General features: G+C 71.1%; 17 protein-coding genes. 8 read left to right on the top strand and 9 right to left on the bottom strand.

Annotated elements, in window-relative coordinates; all coding sequences use genetic code 11:
* Window positions 1-127: 127 nt before the first annotated feature.
* Window positions 128-646: an ATP-binding protein gene (locus FYW99_RS29390; RefSeq protein WP_150255421.1), complete on the top strand. Its 519-nt coding sequence runs from the start codon at window positions 128-130 to the stop codon at window positions 644-646.
* 2,743 nt (window positions 647-3,389) lie between these two features.
* On the top strand, window positions 3,390-4,868 hold the full coding sequence (locus FYW99_RS29400; RefSeq protein ID WP_150255425.1) for a tyrosine-type recombinase/integrase: 1,479 nt from the start codon (window positions 3,390-3,392) through the stop codon (window positions 4,866-4,868).
* Window positions 4,869-5,070: 202 nt separating this feature from the next.
* On the opposite strand, the gene FYW99_RS29405 is transcribed toward FYW99_RS29400, so the two are convergent.
* Window positions 5,071-5,763, bottom strand: coding sequence for a TetR/AcrR family transcriptional regulator (locus FYW99_RS29405; protein WP_150255428.1), 693 nt, complete (start codon window positions 5,761-5,763; stop codon window positions 5,071-5,073).
* Window positions 5,764-5,844: 81 nt separating this feature from the next.
* On the opposite strand from FYW99_RS29405, the gene FYW99_RS29410 reads away from it, so the two are divergent.
* On the top strand, window positions 5,845-6,780 hold the full coding sequence (locus tag FYW99_RS29410) for an alpha/beta fold hydrolase (protein WP_150255430.1): 936 nt from the start codon (window positions 5,845-5,847) through the stop codon (window positions 6,778-6,780).
* Between the two features lie 556 nt (window positions 6,781-7,336).
* Here FYW99_RS29410 and FYW99_RS29415 read toward each other — a convergent pair.
* The 5 genes from FYW99_RS29415 to FYW99_RS29435 all read right to left on the bottom strand — a co-directional run bounded on the left by FYW99_RS29415 (window position 7,337) and on the right by FYW99_RS29435 (window position 11,981).
* Window positions 7,337-8,113 (bottom strand): MBL fold metallo-hydrolase, encoded by a 777-nt coding sequence (locus FYW99_RS29415; RefSeq protein WP_150255432.1) that lies wholly within the window; start codon window positions 8,111-8,113, stop codon window positions 7,337-7,339.
* Between the two features lie 112 nt (window positions 8,114-8,225).
* Window positions 8,226-9,323 carry an ABC transporter ATP-binding protein gene (locus FYW99_RS29420; protein WP_150255434.1) on the bottom strand — a complete coding sequence of 366 codons (1,098 nt, stop codon included), beginning with the start codon at window positions 9,321-9,323 and terminating at the stop codon, window positions 8,226-8,228.
* Complete coding sequence (locus tag FYW99_RS29425) at window positions 9,320-10,081, bottom strand: ABC transporter permease (protein WP_150255436.1); 762 nt, start codon at window positions 10,079-10,081, stop codon at window positions 9,320-9,322. Before FYW99_RS29425 ends, FYW99_RS29420 begins: the two co-directional genes overlap by 4 nt.
* Window positions 10,078-10,935, bottom strand: a complete 858-nt coding sequence (locus FYW99_RS29430; RefSeq protein WP_150255438.1) for an ABC transporter permease subunit — start codon at window positions 10,933-10,935, stop codon at window positions 10,078-10,080. Before FYW99_RS29430 ends, FYW99_RS29425 begins: the two co-directional genes overlap by 4 nt.
* Window positions 10,935-11,981 carry an ABC transporter substrate-binding protein gene (locus FYW99_RS29435; protein WP_150255440.1) on the bottom strand — a complete coding sequence of 349 codons (1,047 nt, stop codon included), beginning with the start codon at window positions 11,979-11,981 and terminating at the stop codon, window positions 10,935-10,937. Before FYW99_RS29435 ends, FYW99_RS29430 begins: the two co-directional genes overlap by 1 nt.
* Before the next feature lie 217 nt (window positions 11,982-12,198).
* On the opposite strand from FYW99_RS29435, the gene FYW99_RS29440 reads away from it, so the two are divergent.
* From FYW99_RS29440 to FYW99_RS29450, 3 genes are all read left to right on the top strand, one after another.
* Window positions 12,199-13,209, top strand: a complete 1,011-nt coding sequence (locus FYW99_RS29440) for a LacI family DNA-binding transcriptional regulator (RefSeq protein WP_150255442.1) — start codon at window positions 12,199-12,201, stop codon at window positions 13,207-13,209.
* A gap of 644 nt (window positions 13,210-13,853) precedes the next feature.
* Window positions 13,854-14,261: a YciI family protein gene (locus FYW99_RS29445; RefSeq protein ID WP_150255444.1), complete on the top strand. Its 408-nt coding sequence runs from the start codon at window positions 13,854-13,856 to the stop codon at window positions 14,259-14,261.
* Window positions 14,262-14,267: 6 nt separating this feature from the next.
* On the top strand, window positions 14,268-15,413 hold the full coding sequence (locus FYW99_RS29450; protein WP_150255446.1) for an RNA polymerase sigma factor: 1,146 nt from the start codon (window positions 14,268-14,270) through the stop codon (window positions 15,411-15,413).
* Between the two features lie 100 nt (window positions 15,414-15,513).
* On the opposite strand, the gene FYW99_RS29455 is transcribed toward FYW99_RS29450, so the two are convergent.
* From FYW99_RS29455 to FYW99_RS29465, 3 genes are all read right to left on the bottom strand, one after another.
* On the bottom strand, window positions 15,514-16,290 hold the full coding sequence (locus tag FYW99_RS29455) for a tyrosine-protein phosphatase (protein WP_150255448.1): 777 nt from the start codon (window positions 16,288-16,290) through the stop codon (window positions 15,514-15,516).
* Between the two features lie 287 nt (window positions 16,291-16,577).
* Window positions 16,578-17,336 carry a 3-oxoacyl-ACP reductase FabG gene (fabG, locus tag FYW99_RS29460; protein WP_150255450.1) on the bottom strand — a complete coding sequence of 253 codons (759 nt, stop codon included), beginning with the start codon at window positions 17,334-17,336 and terminating at the stop codon, window positions 16,578-16,580.
* Between the two features lie 256 nt (window positions 17,337-17,592).
* Window positions 17,593-18,585 carry a LacI family DNA-binding transcriptional regulator gene (locus tag FYW99_RS29465; RefSeq protein WP_150255452.1) on the bottom strand — a complete coding sequence of 331 codons (993 nt, stop codon included), beginning with the start codon at window positions 18,583-18,585 and terminating at the stop codon, window positions 17,593-17,595.
* 238 nt (window positions 18,586-18,823) lie between these two features.
* On the opposite strand from FYW99_RS29465, the gene FYW99_RS29470 reads away from it, so the two are divergent.
* Window positions 18,824-19,702: an ABC transporter permease gene (locus tag FYW99_RS29470; RefSeq protein WP_150255454.1), complete on the top strand. Its 879-nt coding sequence runs from the start codon at window positions 18,824-18,826 to the stop codon at window positions 19,700-19,702.
* Complete coding sequence (locus FYW99_RS29475) at window positions 19,699-20,487, top strand: ABC transporter permease (RefSeq protein WP_150255456.1); 789 nt, start codon at window positions 19,699-19,701, stop codon at window positions 20,485-20,487. Before FYW99_RS29470 ends, FYW99_RS29475 begins: the two co-directional genes overlap by 4 nt.
* Window positions 20,488-20,493 lie beyond the last annotated feature (6 nt).

Below are 20,493 nucleotides of genomic sequence, written 5' to 3' on the forward strand. Positions count from 1 at the left end.
CGGCCTGTCATAACCACCATGCCTGCTCCGTCATAGCGATGTCAGGTGTTTCTCCAGACAGTGAGTACATGAGTATCTCAACGCATAGCTCGCTTCCTTCGGGTTACTGCTTTCCGGCGGAGGGCTGATGCGACGTCTTCCTTCCCCCCGCTCATCTCGGGACGAAACGGTGTTGTTGCCTCGGCGCATCAGCTTCGATGACCCGAACACCTCGGGACTGCTGTGCGGTTCCGACACCACTCACCTCTCCCAAGCCCGCCGATGGGCGGCTCAGGCCACCCGGACCACACCGTCCGCCGCGCATCCCTTGGTCGTGTCCTTGGTCGAGCTGCACACGAATGCTCTACGGCACACCGCCTCCGGTCTGCCGGGCGGGCAGGTGCGGATCGAGATCGAGCGGCGCCGTCTCCTCTTCATCCTGCGCGTGACCGACGACGGGCCTCGCCCCAGTGCGGCGGCAACCGTGCCCCGATCGGCTCCTCCTTCCTCACCGGAGGGCGCGGGGCCAATGTTGGCCGAGAGCGGCTACGGCTTGGCCCTGGTCGACGCGATGGCCCTGTACTGGGACTTCTCCGTGAGCTGCAGCGGTGGATTGACCGTTCGCGCGGCCTTCGACCGGTCCGGACGCACGCGTAGCCAGCAGTGACGAATGGCCAGCGAACAGGGGCGGGGCGTATTTCGTGGCTGGGGTTGAAGGTGCTCGCCCACCCAAGGGAACATCGACCACCCTCAGCGAAAAGGGCACCTATTCGCTGGGCTTTGGGGTGCTTTGTGACTAATTGTGCAGAGTGGGTGAGAAGCGCGGTTTCGGGAGCGTACAGCCCCGGGGCTATTGACACTCATCCGCGAGCACACAGGAAGAACCGGCCTCGTTCGCGGGGTCGCTGACAAGAGAAAAGGGAGCCCCGAGCTGGTGCTGTGAACACCGGCCCGGGGCGTGATTCCCACCTGAGTACACCAGGAGGAAACCGTGGAGAAGCATAGCGGGCGGCACCGCAGGCGCCGTCAGGGTTGGGGCGAACAGGTGCGCTGGGTTCTCGGGGTGGTGCTCGCCGCGTTGTTCTGCGGCCCCACCGGCACGAGTACGCGACCGGCGACCGAGGTCCGCCCACCGCTGCGCTCGCGGAGTGCGCGAAAGGACCGCGAACCAGCCTCGGTACTGGCTGCGGCCAAGGAACGTACGGATGTTCCTCGGTCCCGGCCCGGAGAGGAGCAGCCGAGGGAGGCTCCGGTGCGGGTGCCGCCGCAGCGGACTCCGTATACGGGGCCGCGTGGGTGGTGTGAGGACGACGAGGGGGTGCGCGGGGTGCGTCCCTACCTCGCTCGGCACGAGGACCGCGTCGTCCGTGCCCACAGCAGGGGAGGCGTGCAGGCGAACCGAGGTGAGGAAACGGCGGGTGTTCGAGGCCCGGCGGCATCACCGCCTTTTGCTCCTGGGGGCGGTGGCGAGGGTGAGTTCGCTGAGCTGGTCCACCTGGTGCGGCGCTGGCAGGCGATCTCCACCTGAGAAGGAAGAACCCACGCCGGGGTGGTGCTGACCGTGATCACGGATTGGCGCCGCCCCGGCCTCACGTGGCGGAGACCAGAAGAACCTCTCGGGTAGTCGTCAACACCTGCGCCTGTGACCTCGACACCAGAGCCGGGCAGGTGGCCTCGCCCGTACGTCGTGTCAGGGCGTGGGCCGTTGAGGGGCCTGTGACTCCGCCGGTGACGGGGCCTTTCCGGGGGCCTGTGACTCCGCCTGTGCCTCCGCCCGTGGGTGGGCCGCTTTGATCGGCCCACCTCGTGCGCGTTATCAGTGCAGGTCAAAGGCCCTGTGGGTGGGCCGTTGGAAAGCCAGACTTATACCCAGTGGGTAGTCCTCTTCACGTAGGCGGGCGGGCCCGCCCCGACAAGCGGGGGCGGACCCGCCCGCCTACGTCTACCGTGGCCTCAGCTCACCTGCGCCTGCCCCCTCTTCCGCTGCGCCTCCTTCCTGACGGCCTGGTCTGCCCTCTCTTCCTCTCACCAGACCAGGGGCACGCGAGTTCTGTCACCTGCCACGCGCAGGCTTCCCCTGGCCGAGAAGCCATGGAAAAAGGATCTTCTCCTCCCGGATGGCAATCGCGATCCCTTCCCATGAAGAGTCGCTCTGGTGCGATCGAGGTGGTCGGAGCGCTCTCGCCTATCGAGTGGCAAAGCGCGATTTCCTGTGCCTGTGAGAAGCGCATGCGCGCTTTCCCTGCGGCTTCCTTGGAAGTGGGAAGGTGGGGTGTGAACCTCCACTGAACCCGAAGTGAACCCCGGGCCAGTGCATGGGCCACCGACTGGGCCAGCGGGTGGGCCACTCTTAGCTGGCCCACCCTTAATCGTGCTGCTGTGCAGGTCAAAGCCCCTGTGGGTGGGCCAACGGCCGTCCAGACTTGTACCCAAGTGGATAGTTCTCGTCACGTAGGCGGGCGGGCGCCCTCGCTCAGGCGTGAGTGCGCCCGCCCCGCCCGCCTTCACGGGTGCTCTGCTCGTGTGGCGTCCCTTCTTTCTTCGCCTTTTTCTCAGTGAAAGTCTTTCGGCTTCATAGTGAGAGATAAAGCTGATCCCTTGTTCCTGTGCAGATCCCAAGATCGCCCAGCTCCAGGCGCTGCATCACAGCGTTCCCTGTTGATTCCTGCCACGTGTTTTTTGTTGTCCCGGTCCGCGCTTCGCGTGACCTCGTCTGTCAGCGGTGAGAGGTGGCGGATGCTGAGCCGTGTGAGGCCCTGAGGTTGGGTGTCGCATCTTCGTTGGGTGCGTCTTCATAGGGGTTCATCGGGGCGAAGAGGCCCAAGACGACGTCGGGGGAGGGCTGTGGCGTGGTGGCGAGGAGAAGCACTGCTCTAGGACGGGGCGATCCGGGGCGGGTTCCAGGCTCATGGTGTGGCCCCGGGGGCGTGGGGCTGTCAGCGCCCCGACGTCGGCCCCACCGTGCCGTGATGTCCCAAGGGGCCTAAGGCGGGCTGGTAGGGGCGGACGGGCCGCGTGGTGGGCGCGGTAGGGCCCGCGTCGCTGGCCCCTGGAACGGCCCTGGTCAGGGCCATGGCAGGAACAGGGCGAAGCCGGGCGTATCGGACGGTCGGGCGGGGGTGTGCGCCCATCGGACGGCGGTTGTGTCGAATCCGCTTGACCACCTTTACGAGGTCGAGCGTGGATGCGTGGTGCCCCGCCACATGCGGGGCCGTACGCCGTATTCGTCCAGTTCAGAGGTGGTAGCGAGGTGGGTCGTGTGGGTGTGAGTACTCCGGTCGCGGTGGCCGAGATTGGTTCGCTGCCGGTGGTGTCCATCACCGGAGTCCTAGACCCCCTCGGAGTGCTGATGACCGGCAGGTGTGGTGGGTGTGGTGTGCGTGGGGAGCGAGACGAAGGTGAGGCCGTGCATGGCCGCGCGTGAGGGGTCCACGTTCAAACGGTGTGGATGCCGCGACGAGAGCACCGGTAGGGCGTTGGGGGCAAGGTGTCCGCAGCTCAAGCGCCGGACCGGGGGCTGGAACCCGGCCCATGGGGCGTGGGCGTTTCAGTACGAGCTTCCCCCGACCGGTGAGGGTGGGCGCCGCCAAGCCCGCAGGGTCGGCCTGGCCTCCCAGGAGCAGGCACGGAAAGGGTTGGCGCGCGTCAAGGCGTTGATCGGCTTGGCGGAGAAGGATCCCACGGTCGAGATACAGATCGCTGACTTGGTCCAGGCGGCGTTGAAGCAGCGCCGCCCACTCCCCGATCTGGAGGAGGTGCGCAAGCGGGTGGCGATGGCGGTGGACGTGCGCGCCGAACCACCCACGGTCGAGGTGTGGTTGGGGGAGTGGTTGGCGGGCAAGCCCGATCTGGCCGCGGGGACCAGGGCCTCCTACGCCGGGCACATCCGCACCTACCTCGCCCCACACCTGGGCCGGCTGCGGGTGGACAAGCTCCAGGCCCGCCACGTCGAGACCATGTTCGCGGCCATCGAGGAAACCAACAACCACATCCTGGAATGCCGCGAGTCCGACAACCCCCAAGTGCGGGCCTCCGTGCGCGGTCGGCGAGTGATCTCGCTGTCCACCAAACACCGCATCCGCGCGACTCTTCGGAGCGCGTTGTCCGAAGCCGTCAGGCGTCCGGACCTACCGGTGTCGGTGAACATCGCCTCACACGTACGGCTGCCCTCCTGCCCCAGAAAGCGTCCGCTGGTATGGACACCGGACCGGGTACGCCACTGGACCAAGGACGGCACGGTGCCGGGGGAGGTCATGGTGTGGACCCCGGAACAGACCCGCGCCTTCCTGGTGCACGCTAAGAAGTATCCGTGGCTGTACCCGATGTTTCACCTGATCGCGGTCAAGGGCCTACGGCGAGGAGAAGCGGTCGGACTGCCCTGGTCCAACACCCGGCTGACGGACGGGCAGATCGACATCCGCATCCAGGTCGTGCAGTTGGCCTGGGAGACGATCACCTCCACCCCGAAGAGCGCAGCGGGCCAGCGCACGATCACCCTGGATACGGACACCATCAAGGTGCTGCGGGCCTGGAGGCGGTTCCAGAACGAGGCCCGGCTCAAGGCCGGTACGGGTTGGGTGGACAGTGGCTTGGCCTTCACCAAGGAGAATGGCGCAGGATGGCATCCGGGGCAGGTCAGTGACTGGTTCCTGCGCATTGCCAGGGCCGCCGGGTTGCCGCCGATCACGTTGCATGGACTCCGCCACGGAGCCGCCTCGCTCGCGCTGGCCGCAGGAACGGACGTGAAGATCGTCTCCAGTGAGCTGGGGCATGCGACCACGCATTTCACGCAGGACACCTATCAGTCGGTGTTCCCGGACGTGGCGAAAGCGGCGGCCGAGGCCACCGCCGCGCTGCTGCGTGGCCCGGCTCCGGTGAGGGCTGGGTAGCCGAACCGGCGAGCACACCAGGAGCCACACGGCACCACCGACCCCAGGCCAGTGCACGGGTTCACCCCGACTGGCCTGGGTTTTCCTCATGCCCGGGTCCAGTCACCCACCGGATCAAAGGTCCCCTGGTCCAGGACGTACTCTCGAGGAGACGTGCCGCCGGGGACAGGCACCTGGCGAGCCGACTGCGGCCGTGGCCGGGTCAGGGGGTGTCGACGAGGCCGGTGAGCACCCGGCGCACCATCCGTTCGAACAGCACGTGTGCGTCCTGGGGCGCCTTGGCTTCGGGGCTGTACGCCAACGCGGCGGTGATGAGCGGGTGCCGCTCCTCGGTTGCGGCGGCGGCCAGGTGGGACGCGTGCGCGTGTGGGGGATCGGTGGCCGGGTTCCGGCGGCTGAGTTCGGTTCGGGCGAACAGGGCCACCAGACCGTTCACCAACCCGATGGTTTCCAACTGGGCGGTGTAGGACAGCGAAGTCGGGGCCAGCGCACGCAGCGCGCACTCCAGGTAATCCATGCCACGAGGTCCGAGGACGGGTTCCGTAGGCAGGTCGAGCAGCCACGGATGGGACAGGTACACCTGCTTCGCTCGGCTTGCGAGCCCGGCGAGGTCCTCGACCGGATCCCCGCTCAGCGGGTCGCCGAGCTCCATCTCCCCAGCAGCGGCATCGGCCATCAGATCGAGCAGGTCCCCTCTGGTGGAGACGTAGCGGTACAGCGAGGCCGGACCGGTGCCCAGTCGTTCGGCCACTTGCCGCATGGATACCGCGGCGAGCCCGCCCCCGTCCGCCAGTTCAATCGCGGCGGCAGTGATCTGCGCCCGGTCGCGCAACGGTGCGGGGCCCCGTGCCCCCCGTTCTGGGCGATTCCACACGGTCCTCGGTTCCTCGGCCACCGACCCCCCTGTTCCATGTTGGGACGTGTCGCCTATCCTAATACTGAGAACGCTGATCGCAGTATTGGAAGGAGTGGGAGAGTGGACCGACGACAGTGGACCCCGACCAGGTGGGCGCGCAACGGTGACGTTCGGCTGGCCTTCGACACGTTCACCGGGGCGGACAGCGGGGAGCCGCTCCTGCTCATCATGGGCCTGGGCGTCAGCCGACAGTGGTGGCCGGACGGCCTGTGCCAGGCCCTGGCAGATCAGCGTTTCGCGGTGGCCCGCTACGACCAGCGCGACGCCGGCGAGTCCACGCACCTACCGCCGACGAGGACCCGCTTGCCGGTCACCGCCCTGTTGAGCAGACGGGCCACGGCCTACACGGCCGAGGACATGGCCGACGACGCCGTCGCTGTGCTGGACGAACTCGGGTGGGGCTCGGCGCACCTGTTCGGAATGTCCCTCGGTGGGGCCGTGGCCCAGCGCGTCGCGGTTCGGCATCCGGGCCGTGTCCGCACTCTGACCTCCATGTCGGCGGTGCCCGGAGACACGGCGGGGCTGCGTACCCTGCGCTACATCAACCTCCGGTCCCTCGCCCGCCTCAGTCGGATGCGTTACCCCGACACCAGGGAGGGCGCCGTCCAGGCCGCCTTCGCTGTCAGCCGGTTCTGCGCCTCGCCCGGTTACCCCTTCGACGAGAATGAGGAGCGAGCGAGGGCCGAACGCCTCGCCGACGCTGGTGCCCGCGACACCCCGGCGCAGAGCCGTCAGATCGGGGCTCAGTGGCACGGCTCGGCGATCAGCACGATCACGGCTCCCACCCTGGTGCTGCACGGCCAGGGCGACCCTCTAATCCGACCGCGCGCGGCCACCGTGATCGCCGCCCGTATCCCCGGCACGCGCCTGGTCACGCTGCCGGGTGTCGGGCACGAGATCCCCGCAGCGATGTGGCACACCGTCGCCGTGGAGATACGCGCACTTGCGGATAACGCGACAGACCCGGCCGGGCCGCGATCGCCCGAGACCCTTTGAGGTGCTGGCAGTCAACACCCAGGAGGAACTGAATCTTCCCGGGCGTGTCCGAGTGGTGTGTCCTGCGGGGCTGTGTGGCGCCACAGGGACGCATCAAGAGTGGGGTCGTTGGGTCACGGAACGGCAAAGTGCTCCGCGAGGTGGGTGCCCACCTGTACTGGACCCTGCACTGGGGAGCACACGGGGAGCATTTCAGGGCCCGAAACGCGTCGAGGACCTCCTTCGAGATCCTCGTGCACCCCGTATGACCTGGGGTTTTGTGGCGCACCCGGCAGGATTCGAACCTGCGACCATCGGATTAGAAGATCCCCACCATGGCGGCTTCCCGCAGAGGAGCTGGAAGGCCGGATCCGGTGCCCTCCTTTCCTCGGCACGCAGATGAGCTCGATGGGAACAACGCAGGCCCTGGGTATGGTCGGCCGACCATGCGGCGAGCGGGATGAGTACCGGAACGACGGGACGCCCCGAGGACGGTGCCGCTGTGCCCCCGGGCAGTCCCCGGGCAGCCCGCGGGCCGCCCGGGCGTCCCGCGGTCCGGCCCGGCCCGGTCGTCCCCTCAGAAGCGGCTGCCGGGCCTGGCCACGCTCACCGTGCCGGAGAAACCGCGGGCCGCGGCCCGGGCGCCCTCCTCCCACATGCCGGGGTCGGCGAAGTGGGTGAGGACCAGGTGGTCGACCCCGGCCTCGGCGGCCAGGTCCCCGGCCATCGCGGCGGTGAGGTGGCCGTGGCCGGTCAGGGCCTGGTCGTCGGCCTCCAGGTAGGTCGCCTCGCACACGAACAGGTCGGCCCCCTCGGCCGCGCGCACGACGGCCTCGCAGTACCCCGTGTCGGAGGAGAAGGAGACCACCCTGCCGTCGGGGCCCTCGAACCGGAGCGCGGCCGAGGGGACGCTGTGGTGGGCCCGGAAGGAGCGGAAGGCCGTCCCGGCCACCTCATAGCGCGTGGTCCCGTCCATGGCCATCTCCCTGGGCTCGAAGGACTGGGCGATCGGTCTGTTCATCGTGGGCAGCGTCGGGATGCCGAAGACCGCGTCGAAGGCGGCCAGGCGCTCGGCCTCCCCGGCGGGGTAGTACAGGGGGATGCGCGGCAGGACCTCGGGGAAGGTCCACCGGTAGGCCCAGGCCATGAGGTCCAGGCTGTGGTCGGCGTGCAGGTGCGTCACCACGATCCCGCGCAGCCGGTCGAGCCCGTAGCGCGCGCAGTAGGCCAGCAGGGATCCCGGTCCGGCGTCGACCAGCAGGACGCCCTCGTCGGTGTGCAGCAGGTAGCAGGAGGCGGGGCCCTCCGCGGTGGGCGCCGTGGCGTTGGATCCGAGGATTTCGAGTTCGAGCATGGTTCCTCCGTGGTGGGGTGGTCCGGTGGCCCCCGGGAGCGGGGGTCGGGGCGCTGATCTCAGAGGGCGGGGCCGGGGCGGTGGCCTCGGGGAGCGGCTTCCGGGAGCGGTCTCAGGGGGTGGGGACCAGCAGGGTGGCACGGCCGGGAACGACCGCCAGCGACACGGAACGGCCGATCCGGGCGTCGGGTGGAACCCGCACGCCGAACACGTGGCCGTGCGCGTCGACCGTGAGGCGGACGGCGTCGCCGACGAACTCGGCGTGTGTGACCTGAGCGGTCACGGCGGAGGCGTCGTCGCGGTCGGTGACGGTGAGGCTGTCGTCGCGCAGGAGCAGGCGGGTGCGGCCGTGTTCGGTCGGCCCCGTCCGCAGGTCCGCCACGGGGATCCTCCACCGGCCGTCGAGCACCGCGGCCTCGCCCTGGGAGCGCTCGGCGTCCAGCAGGACCGCGTTGGACAGGAAGTCCGCGACGAAGGGGTCGGCGGGGTCCTCCCAGAGTTCCCGGGGCGTCCCGAACTGCACCAGGGCACCCTCGCGCATCAGGGCGATCCGCGACCCCAGGGACAGGGCCTCGCGCTGGTCGTGCGTGACGATCAGCGTGGCGCACCCCGAGGAGGAGAGCATGGTGGACAGCTCCCTGCGCAGGCCGCCCCGCAACTGCGGGTCCAGCGCCGCCAGGGGTTCGTCCAGGAGCAGGACGTCCGGTTCGACGGCCAGGGCCCGCGCCAGGGCCACGCGCTGGCGCTGGCCGCCGGAGAGCTGGTCGGGACGTCGCCCCGCGAGTTCGGTGAGCTGGGTCAGCTCCAGCATCTCGGCCACCCGGCGGCGCCTGCGGTCGGCCGGGAGTCGCCGGGCGCGCAGGCCGTAGGCGATGTTGCCCGCCACGCTCAGGTGCGGGAACACCGCGTAGTTCTGCGGAACCAGGCCCACGCCCCGGCGGGCCGGGTCCAGGTGCGTGATGTCGCGCCCGCCCAGGCCGATGCCTCCCGCGGCGACCGGGGTGAGCCCCGCCACCGCGCGCAGGGTGCTGCTCTTGCCGCAGCCGGAGGGGCCCACGACGGCCACGGTCTCGTCGGGCAGCACCTCCATGGACACCCCGCTGACGGCCTCGGTGTCGCCGTAGCGGATGGTCAGGTCGGACACGGTGAGGCCGGACGCGCGGGCGGCGGGGTCGGACGCGCGGGTCCCGGGTTCACGGAGATCGGTCACGGAGTGCTCCTCAGGGCGTGCCGCCGGGCCAGCACGATGGCCGTCAGCACCGGGGCGACGAAGGCGATGAAGATGATCGACTGCGCGGACGCCGGTTCGAGCCTCTGGGTGGAGTAGGAGTCGAACAGGGCGAACGGCACGGTGGGCGTGGCGGGCGGGTTGACGAAGAAGGAGATGTTGAACTCGCCGAAGGAGAGGGCGAAGACCATCGTCATCGCCTGGGTGAGGGCGATGAGGCAGCCGGGGACGGTGACCGTGGCCAGCACCCTGGCCGAGCCGGCACCCAGGCTGCGGGCGACCTGCTCGTTGAGGCGCAGGTCGTCGTCGGCCAGCGCGGGCACCAGGGCGGCCAGGGTGAAGGGCAGCGTGAACACCACGTGGCCCATGACCAGCAGCAGCCCGCTGGGGCGCAGCGCCGCGTAGGCGCTCACCAGGGCGACGCTCAACGCGATGCCCGGCACGGCCAGGGGGACGTTGACCAGGTATCCCGTCAGCCGGGTCAGCGGCGAGGGGTGGCGGGCCACCCACCAGGCCATCGGACCGCCCAGGGCGAGGTTGAGTACCACCACCAGCGCCGCCACGGCCAGGCTGCGGCCGATGACGGGGGCCAGCGGGGGCCAGGCGTGGGCGAACCAGTCCAGCGTGGCCCCTCCGCCCCAGGGCCCCTGGGAGAAGTCGACGCTGGTGGCGACCACCAGGGTCGCCAGGATCGGGACGAGGACGAAGGCGCACACGGCCCATGTGACGGCGCGGTTCACGAGGCCACCGCCCGTCCGACCAGGCGACCCATGCCGCGGCCGAGGACCAGCGCGGCGACGGCCATGGCCGCCAGCAGCACCGCCAGGGTGGAGGAGGCGGCCAGGCGGTAGCCGGTGGTCAGTTCGTTGGCGACGTTGAGCGGAAGCAGGCGGATCCCCTCCGAGAGCGTGGCGACCGTGCCGTAGCCGCCCAGGGCGATCGCCGCCGCCGTGCCCCCGGTCTCGATGAGCGCGGGCAGCAGCAGGGGCAGGGTGACCGTGAACAGCACCCGCGCCCTGGACGCGCCCAGGGTGCGGGCGCTCTCGGTGAGCGAGGGCGCCAGCCCGGCCGCGGCGGCGCGCAGCGGCCCCAGGACGCGGGGCAGCGAGAAGTAGACGTAGGCGACGAGGAGGCCGGGCAGGGTGTAGGCGAGCCCCGCGAAGCCCTCCCACAGCGGCGCGAGCAGCCCGGTCCTGCCGTTGAGCACGATCGCGAAGAACCCGATGATGATGCCGGGCAGGGCGATCGGCAGGGTGAGCAGGGCGTCGGTGGCGGCCCCGCCGCCCCCGGCGCGGTCCTGCCGGGCCTGGTGCAGGACGACGGGGACGGCGATCACGAGCGTGGCCAGGACGGCCACCCCGGCGACCAGCGCCGACGCGGCCAGGGACTCACGGACGGCCGCCGAGGCCAGGGCGTCGGCGTAGTGCGCCAGGGTGGGGCCCCCGTCGGCCGGGGACCGGCCCAGACCGAGGGAGTTGGCCACCAGCACCACGACCGGGTAGGCGCTGAACAGGCAGATGAGGATGAGGGCCGGGAGCGCGGCGAACCACGGGGGCGGTGTGCCGCGACGCACGCGCGCGGTACCGGGGGGCACTAGAAGCCGACCTCGCTCTGGTACAGGTCGATGAACTCCTGCTGCCGCTCGCCCTGTTCGAGGTAGTCGATGGTGATCGCGCGCTCGTAGTCGGACTCGGGCAGGACCTGGTCGGCGAGTTCCTCGGGCATCTGGCCGACCACCGGGCGCATGTACCCGTCCGCGAAGAGGCCCTGGCCCTGGTCGGAGAAGTAGAAGTCCAGGAGCTCCCTGCCGTTCTCGGCGTTGGGGGCGCCCTCGACCAGACCGACGATGTAGGGGATCTGCAGCGAGCCCTCCTCGGGGATGACGACGCTGACGTCGACGCCCTCGTCACGGAGCTTGTAGCCGTTGAAGTCGGTGTCGATGAGGATGGGGATCTCGCCCTGGGCGACCTTGGCGGTGGCGGTCTGGGCCGAGGTGGAGGCGCCGTTGTCCTTCAGTTCGGCCAGGTAGTCCAGGCCCGGCTGCCAGTCGGACAGGTCGCCGCCGAGCGCGTGGTTGACCGCCGTCGCGGCGGAGTAGCCCACGGCTGCCTGGGTGGGGTCGAGGTAGCCGACCTTGCCCTCGTAGGCGGGGTCGAGGAGGTCCTCCCAACTGCTCGGCACGGGCGCGCCGTCCAGGTGGTCCTCGTTGACGATGAAGGCGATGGTGCCGGTGTGGACGGCGGTCCAGTTCCCGTCGGGGTCGCGCAGGTCCTCGGGGACCTCCTCAGCGCCCTCGGGCACGTAGGACTCCAGGACCCCGGCCTCCACGAGCTGTCCGGCGAAGGCGATGCCGGTGTAGGCGACGTCGGCGACGGGCGCGCCCTTCTCCGCCTGGAGCGCGGCCAGGGCCTGCCCGGAGTTCTTCGGGTCGTTGGGGGCCTGGATCCCGGTCTCCTCGGTGAAGGCGGCCAGAACCTCGCCGTAGTTGCCCCACTCGGCGGGTGAGTTGTAGGTGATGACGGTGCCGCCGTCGCCGGTGGCCGAGGCCGGGGGCAGGTCGGCGTTGCCGCAGGCGGTCAGGGCGAGGACGCAGGTGATCGCGGCGGCGCTCAGGACGCCGCGGCCGTGGGTGAGGGTCATGGGGACTCCGGGGTCGGCTGCGGTACCCGCCGGGCACCGCTGTGCGGAAGTGCGTGATTAAACGATTAATCAGTGCGGTGACCTGAGGTTTCGCAAACGGTGACCGGAGGCCGAACGCTGGTGGAACAGCGTCCCGCGCCGTCGTCCCGCCGGTGCCCGGCCGGAGCGGGAGCACGGTACTTTCGAGTCCACGGCCACAGTCCCCCCGAGGAGAGCCATGCCGGAACCGACCAAGCGCGCGACCCTGCGGGACGTCGCGGCCGGGGCGGGAGTCTCGGTCGCCCAGGCCAGCTTCGCCCTCAACGGCACCGGCCGCGTGGCCGCCGCGACCGCGGAGCGGGTCCGCCGGGTCGCCGCGGAACTGGACTACCAGGCCGACGGCCGGGCCCGGGCGCTGCGCACCGGCCGGCGCTCCGCCTACGGCGTGGTGATCCGCAACATGCGCAACCCCTTCTTCCTGGACGTGCTGCGCGGCATGGAGACCGTCGCGCACCGCGAGGGGGCGCTCCTGCTGATCATGAGCTCGGACTACGACCAGGAACGGGAGAGCGCCGCGCTGCGCAGGCTCGCCGCCGAGGCGGTCGCGGGGATCGCCATCGCGCCCATCGGACGGCGCGGCCGCCTCCTGGAGTGGATGGACCGCCACTCCCACGTTCCGGTGGTGGCCTTCAACTGCACACCCGAACCCGACCGGGAGGGCGCCGCCAGCCGCCTGTCCACGGTCGGCCCCGACGACGAGGAGGCCGTCGCCCGGGCCGTGGCGCACCTGGCGGAGCGGGGCCACCGCGAGGCCACGCTTTTGATGGCCCCCGAGTCCCTGGCCGCCGACTGGGGGCGCGAGGAGGCCTTCCACCGCCGCTGCGCCGAGCACGGAGTGACCGCTTCGGTGGCGCGCGGCCCCCTGGACTACGACGCGGTGGCCCGCAGGTCCGCGGAGATGATGACGCATCCCGGGCACCGCGCCCTGGTCGTCAACTCCGACCACCTGAGCGCCGCCGTCTACGACGCCGCCCGCTCCCTGGGCCTGCGCGTGGGGCGGGACGTCAGTGTGGTGGGCCACGACGACCTGCCCACCTCCGCCCTGCTGGACCCGGGCCTGACCACGATCGCCGTGGAGCGCGAGGCCCTGGGGGAGCGGATCATGGACCTGCTCGTGGAGGGCCCCGGCACCGCCGTGCGGCTGCCCGTGCGCCTGGTGGAGCGGGGGTCGGTCGCGGTCCTGGCGTGAGACCGCCCCGTCCCCCCGCCACCCGTCCTCCCGCCGTCGCGTACCGTCCCCCGAGGCGGCGAGACCTCCGAAGCGCTCCTGACCGCGGCTGACAGCATGGCCGACGCGGTGCTGACAGCCGTGGCGCGCTGCCCCGGGAGGGACTGTGTCAGCCAGGGGGAGGACGGCTGTTCGCCGCGTTCAAGGGGGCGTCGGGTGTTCGCCAGGGTGTTCGGCTAAGCGTGCGAACAGGGTGGGCGGGGCTGACAGGGCAGGTCAGGTCCGGTTTCGGGTGTTCGTTCGGGTGCCCCGACTTACAGCGTTTCCCGTCTGGTGTCTGTGCGGGGGAGGGGCGGGCGCGGAGGGGTTCCGCAGCCGGGGCGCCCCGTCCGGCGGGTGCGGGCGGCTCCTGCCGGGGGTGAGGCCGGCTTCGTCCGGCGCATTCGGCGCGAAGTGCTTCCCGTACCCGTCGGTGGCTCTGCGGCACCGCGAAACGCGCCGACAGGCACCATGGAAGAAGCGGACACCGTGAAATCCGTCAGAAAATGTCGCCGTGGGATGTCGAGAACCCACGTGCGGCTCCGTCCCCGGAGTGAACACGGCCCGCAACGGGCCGCACCGCACCCGGCCCGCACGGGCCACGAAAGCGACCCACGGAGGACATCATGGCCAAGTACCTGCTGCTCAAGCACTACCGCGGCGCACCGGCACCGGTCAACGACGTGCCCATGGACCAGTGGACGCCGGAGGAGGTCTCGGCCCACATGCGGTACATGCAGGACTTCGCCGATCGGCTGGAGAGCACCGGCGAGTTCGTCGACGGCCAGGCGCTCTCCCCGGAGGGCGCGTTCGTCCGCTACGACGGCGAGGGACGGCCGCCGGTCACCGACGGCCCGTTCGCCGAGACCAAGGACCTGATCGCCGGCTGGATGGTGATCGACGTCGAGACCTACGAGCGGGCCATCGAACTGGCCGGGGAGCTGTCGGCCGCGCCCGGGGCGGGCGGGAAGCCGATCCACGAGTGGCTCGAGGTGCGCCCGTTCCTGACCGCGCCCCCGACCATCACGGAGTGACACACCATGGATGAGGCCCTGTTGCGGACCCTCACCCCCACCGTGATCGGGATCCTCGGCCGCCGCGGAGCCGACTTCGCCGCGGCCGAGGACGCCGTGCAGGAAGCCCTGGTCGAGGCCGTGCGCGTGTGGCCGGACGACCCGCCGCAGAACCCCCGGGGCTGGCTGGTCACCGTGGCCTGGCGTAAGTTCCTCGACACCGCCCGCGCCGACACCTCACGGCGACACCGCGAGGTACACGTCGAGGCCGAACCCGCGCCCGGCCCGGGCGAGGCGGTGGACGACACGCTCCAGCTGTACTTCCTGTGCGCGCACCCGTCCCTGACACCGGCCTCGGCCGTCGCACTCACCCTGCGCGCGGTCGGCGGCCTGACCACGCGCCAGATCGCGCAGGCCTACCTCGTGCCGGAGGCGACCATGGCCCAGCGCATCAGCAGGGCCAAGCGGACCGTCTCGGGCGTCCGGTTCAACCAGCCCGGTGACGTCGCCACGGTGCTGCGAGTGCTCTACCTGGTCTTCAACGAGGGCTACTCCGGAGACGTCGACCTCGCCGGTGAGGCGATCCGGCTCACCCGCCAGCTGGCGGCTGGAATCGACCACGAGGAGGTCGCGGGGCTGCTCGCGCTCATGCTGCTCCACCACGCGCGGCGCCCGGCACGGACCGGTCCCGACGGCAGGCTCGTGCCCCTCGCCGAGCAGGACCGCGGTCTGTGGAACACCCGCATGATCGCCGAGGGCGTCGACGTGCTCCAGGCAGCCCTCGCCCGCGACCGCCTGGGCGAGTTCCAGGCCCAGGCCGCCGTCGCCGCGCTCCACGCCGACGCCCGGACGGCCGCGGAGACCGACTGGGTGCAGATCGTCGAGTGGTACGACGAACTGGTGCGCCTCACCGGCAGCCCCGTGGTCCGCCTCAACCGGGCCGTCGCGGTCGGTGAGGCCGACGGTCCGCGGGCGGGTCTGGCCGCCCTGGCGGAGCTGGACCCCTCCGTGCCCCGCCACAGCGCCGCCGCCGCGTACCTGCACGAGCGCGACGGCGACCCGGCCACCGCGGCGCGGCTCTACGCCGAGGCCGCCCGCTCAGCGCCCAACCTGCCCGAACGCGACCACCTCACGCGGCAGGCCGCACGGCTCAACGCGCGGCTGCGCGGCTGAACGCGCCTTTTGAGGGCGGCGGGCGTGCACCGACCGGGCGGGGGAGGCCCGCTCACCCCGCCGGTCGGCCGACCGGCGGGGTGCCGTGCGAAGGCGGTGGTCAGTCCAGGAGCCGCTTCCAGATGGTGTCCAGGTCCTCCTCCCGGACTCCCGCATCCAACAGGTAGGCGTGCGTGTCCAGCCCGTGGAGGGCGTTCAGGACGGTGTCGCGCAGGGTCAGGCCGCGCTCGGACAGCAGGGCCTCGATCACGGGGCCCTGGTCCTTGAGTCCCATCGCGGCGAAGAGCGGGACGAGCTCGGCCGTGGACAGCTCGTAGTCGTCGGCGATCGCGGCAACCTCGACCTCGGCCAGGGCGAGCAGCAGCAGGGCGACCAGGCCTGTGCGGTCGCGTCCGGCTCCGCAGTGGAACAGGACGCCGCCGGGCCCGGCCTGGGCCAGGGTGGTGACCACCGCGGCGCACCGCTCACCCTTGCGTTCGAGGAAGGGGCGGTAGTAGAGCAGGCTCCCGTTCAGCCGCCGACGGTTGACGTGCTGCCAGAACCCGACGTCCTCGACATCGTCCAGGGGCACCTCCAGGCGTGTCATCCCCGCGGGGAGGGGAGTCGGGGCCGCTTCCGCGGGGAACGCGGCGGACCCGCCCCGGCCCGTCAGGCCCTCACCCGGAGTCGGTCGGATCTCGTCGGGATTGCGCAGGTCCACGACGGTGCGCACACCCGCGTCGTAGGCGGCCCGCCAACCCCTGTCGGTGACGAAGCGCGGGTCGGCGGACCGGACGAAGGCCCCGGGCCGGGTGGTCCGTCCGTCCCGGCTCGGGAGGCCGCCGAGGTCTCGGGTGTTGAAGAATCCGTCCCAGGCGATCTGTCTGCTGTCGTTCATAGAGGCCAGGGATACTTCCCTCCGCCGGAGAAGAAAAGTTCCTTGGTCCCCTTCCGGGCACTGCGTCGGTTCGCTGGTGCTCGGGCCCCTACTGTCACGTCATCGAAGCGGAACGGCGGGGAGGGGGCATGGCGACAGCGGTGCCGAAGCGTGTGGGGACCGCGCCGCCGTTCCGTGTCCACGGACGACGATGAGAATCTACACCGTAAAGGTAGTGGTCTCTGGCATTCACCTTCCACAGCGCACACCGACAACATCCGAACCCCGCATCACCAGGACCCGCATCCTCACCCCGGCCCGGTGATGAATGCCTGGCCGTCCTCGGGCAGCACCTGGCCCCCGTCGACGACGATGGTCTGCCCGGTGATGAAGGAGGCGCCGGGACCGGCCAGGAACAGGCAGGCCGCGGCGATGTCCTCGACCTCGCCGACGCGTCCGAGCGGGATCGCCGCGCGCATGCGCTCCAGGTAGTCCGGCCCCAACTCCTCCAGGCCCTCGGTGCGCACGTTCCCGGGCAGCACCGCGTTGACCGTGATGCCCCGAGGAGCGAGCTCCAGCGCGGCGCTGCGCATGAACCCCAGCTGGGCGGCCTTGGTGGCTCCGTAGTGCGACCAGCCCGCGTATCCGGTCACGGGTCCGGTGATGGAGGAGGTGATCACCACGCGTCCGCGCCCGGAGGCCGTCAGGGCCTCCACCGCGGCCCGCACCGTCAGCACGGTGCCCTTGAGGTTGGTGTCGACGACCCGGTCGAGTTCGTCGGGGTCCATCGACACCAACGGGGACGAGGGGAAGACCCCGGCGTTGGCGCAGACCACGTCCAGGCCGCCGGTGCGCCGCACGACCTGCTCCACGACGCGTTCGCAGTCGTCGGCCCTGGCCACGTCGCCGACCACCCACTCCGCCCCCGGCACGCCCCGGGCGGCCTCGCGCGTCCTGGCCTCGTCGCGGCCCGCGATCACCACCCGGTCCCCAGCCTCGGCGAACCCTCGGGCGATACCGAGCCCGATGCCCCGGGTTCCGCCGGTCACCAGAACTGATCTGTCCACAGTCGTCTCCTGCGCTCCGGTCGATCACTGCTCCGTCCCGCCCAGGATTCCGTACGGGGGCGCGCTCTCGCCCGGTTTTCCGGTGACCGGACCAGGCCCTTGTACCGCTCCCGCCGCGGACCTCGGCTCCCGGGCCGGTCGCGAACCGCTGTGGGGCTCCTGAGCCACTGACGCCCCAGATCCCGGTGCCCAGCTCCCGGCGCCGAATCCCCGGGGCCCGAACCCGACCGGTGGCCGCGGGACAGCCGGACGGCTGTCAACCGCCTGCCGCGCGCGGCGGCGCGAGGGAGTCGGTGATCCGCACCTCGGTGGGCAGCCTGCGCCCCCGGGGGCGGGTCCCCGCGGGCCCGTCGACCATCTCGACCAGCGCGGACACCGCCGCGCGGCCCAGTTCGTCCGCCGGGGCCAGCACCGCCGAGATCGGTGGCCCCGGCAGGTCGGCCAGGGCGATGTCGTCGGCCGCGGCCACACTGATGTCCTCGGGCACCCGCACCCCCATGCGGCCGAACTCGAACATGGCTCCCAGCAGCAACAGGCTGTTGTAGACGAGCATCGCCGTGCAGCCCGAGTCCACGATCTCCCGCGCGGCGGCGGCCCCCTCGGCGAAGGCCGGTCGCACGGGCCCGAAGACCCGCACCCGCAGCCGGGACCGGGCGGCGTGTTCCACCAGCTCCTCGCGCCTGCGCCGGTCCATCCACGAACTGGGCGGTCCCGCCAGGTAGGCGACGTCGCGGTGCCCGAGCTCCACCAGGCGGTCGTAGACGGTGCCCAGGCCGCCGGGGGTGTCGACGGTGAACGAGGTCAGTCCGGGGACGCGGCGGTTGATCACCACCAGCGGCTTGCGCCGGTGCGCCTGCTTCAGGTCGGCTGCCGAGCCCACCGGTGACTGGAGCGCGAAACCGTCGACCTGGCTCTCCAGCTCGCCGAGCACCTCGGCCTCACGCTCCGCGTCGCCCCCGGTGACGGCGATGATCACCCGGCGCCCGCTCCTGCCCGCCAGCTCCTGCGCGGCCGTGGCGGTGGTGGAGTAGAAGGGGTTGTCCAGGTCGGGGACGAGCAGGGCGAAGAAGCCGCTGCGGCCCGTGGTCAGTGCCCGCGCGGCCGGATTGGCGCGAAAGCCCAGCCTCTCCGCGGCGGCGCGCACCCTGAGCAGGGTGGGCTCGGAGACCATGGACGGCCGCGACAGGGCCCGCGAAACGGTGGACGCCGACACACCGGCCTCCCTGGCCACGTCGTCCAGACTCGCCATTGCAGCTCCTCACACCCGATGGTGCCCCCTGTCACACTCGCGACCCGGGGGTTGGCTCATGTCCCCGACACAGGCTACGGTGTGCAAGCGCTTGTGCAAGCGCTTGCAGGTATTTCCGCAGATGAATCACCATGCGGATAAGGCACTGTGCGAATGAAGTGCCGCGCAGACGAAGCGCCGCGCAGCTCAAGCGCCGTGCAGATCCAGACCGTCCCCTCGACAGCGACCGGGAGTGGAATTGCCCCGCCCGTCACCCACCGTCGGCGCCGACGCGGCCGCTCCGCGCCGCGGCCGCCTTCCACGACCACCCGTCACGGTCCTGCTGGTCCCGGGGCTGGCCGTGGTCCTGTTCGCCTTCTGCTACCCGGTCGTGGCCACCCTGGCCTGGCCGCCCGACGGCGATCCCGCCACGGTCGCGCGTGAGACGGGCAGCCTGCTCAGCGACCCCTACCTGCTTCCCGTGGTCGCCCGTACCGTCCGCGTCGCCGTGGTGACCACCGGACTGTGCCTGCTCATGGGCTTCCCGGTGGCCTACCTCATCTCCCGGGCCCCCGGCCGCTGGCCCGGCCGCCTCCTGGCGCTGGCGATCTTCCCGCTGCTGCTCAACACCGTCGTGCGCACCTACGGCTGGATCATGGTCCTGGGCGGCAACGGCCTCATCAGCGGGATCAGCGAGGCCCTGGGCATGGGCCGGGTCCAGCTGCTCTACACCGAGACCGCCATCGTGCTCGGCCTGGTCCAGCTGTTCCTGCCGCTGATGATCCTGTCCTCCTACTCCAGCCTCGCCCAGCAGGACCACCGCCTGGAGGACGCGGCCCGGGGACTGGGCGCCTCGCCCGGACGGGCCTTTCGCACCGTGGTCTTCCCGCTCGCCCTGCCCGGGGTGCTCGTGGGCTGCACGCTGGTCTTCGCGGGCGCGGTCACCGCCTTCACCACCCCCCAGCTGCTCGGCGGGCCGCGCGAACGCCTTCTGTCCACCCTGCTCTACAGCCGGGTCAACGTCAGCCTCGACTGGCCCTCCGCCAGCGCCGTCGCCCTGGTGATGACGGTGCTGGTGCTGGCGGTCAGCGCGTTGTCCGGCCGGCTCGGCAAGATCGGGAGCACCACCACCTCATGATCCTGAGACGCCCCTTCCTGTCGCTGCTCGCGGCGGCGGCCTTCGTCCTCATGCTCGGCCCCGTGGTGATCCTGGTCGGGGTCGCCTTCACCGCAGGGAGCACCCTGGCCTTCCCGCCGGAGGGCCTGTCCCTGCGCTGGTTCGCCGCCGCACTGGACTACGGGCCCTTCATCGACTCCTTCGGCACCAGCGTCGCCGTGGCGCTCGCCTCGACCGCGATCGCCCTGCTCCTGGGCGTTCCGGCGACCCTGGCGCTGCACCGGGGCAACCCGCGCGGGCGCAGGGTGATGGAGAACCTCTTCTTCGCCCCGATCGTGGTTCCCGAACTGGTCCTGAGCCTGGCCCTGTTCCAGCAGCTCATGGTGGGTATGCGTGTCACCGCGCTGGGCGCGCTCATCGTCGGGCACACCGTCCTGCTGCTGCCCTACACCGTCCGCGTGGTGGGGGCCTCGCTGTCGCTGGCCGACGCGCGCCTGGAGGAGGCGGCCCGGGGGCTGGGCGCCGGACCGGTGCGCGCCTTCTTCACCGTGACCCTGCCGGTCATGGCGCCGGGCATCGTGTCCGCCACGATCCTGGCCTTCATCACCTCCCTGAACAACGTTCCGCTGTCCCTGCTGCTCACCGGCCCGGGCGTGGCGACGCTGCCGGTGGAGATGCTCAACTACGTCCAGTCCTCGTTCGACCCGGTGGTCGCGGCGGTCAGCGTGCTGCTCCTGGCGCTCAGCGTCGCAGTCGCCTTCGCCACCGAACGCATGGTCGGTTTCACGAAGGTCTTCGGCCGCTAACCGGGA

The organism is Nocardiopsis deserti (assembly GCF_008638355.1).
In the GTDB taxonomy this organism is placed as follows: Bacteria; Actinomycetota; Actinomycetes; order Streptosporangiales; family Streptosporangiaceae; genus Nocardiopsis; species Nocardiopsis alborubida.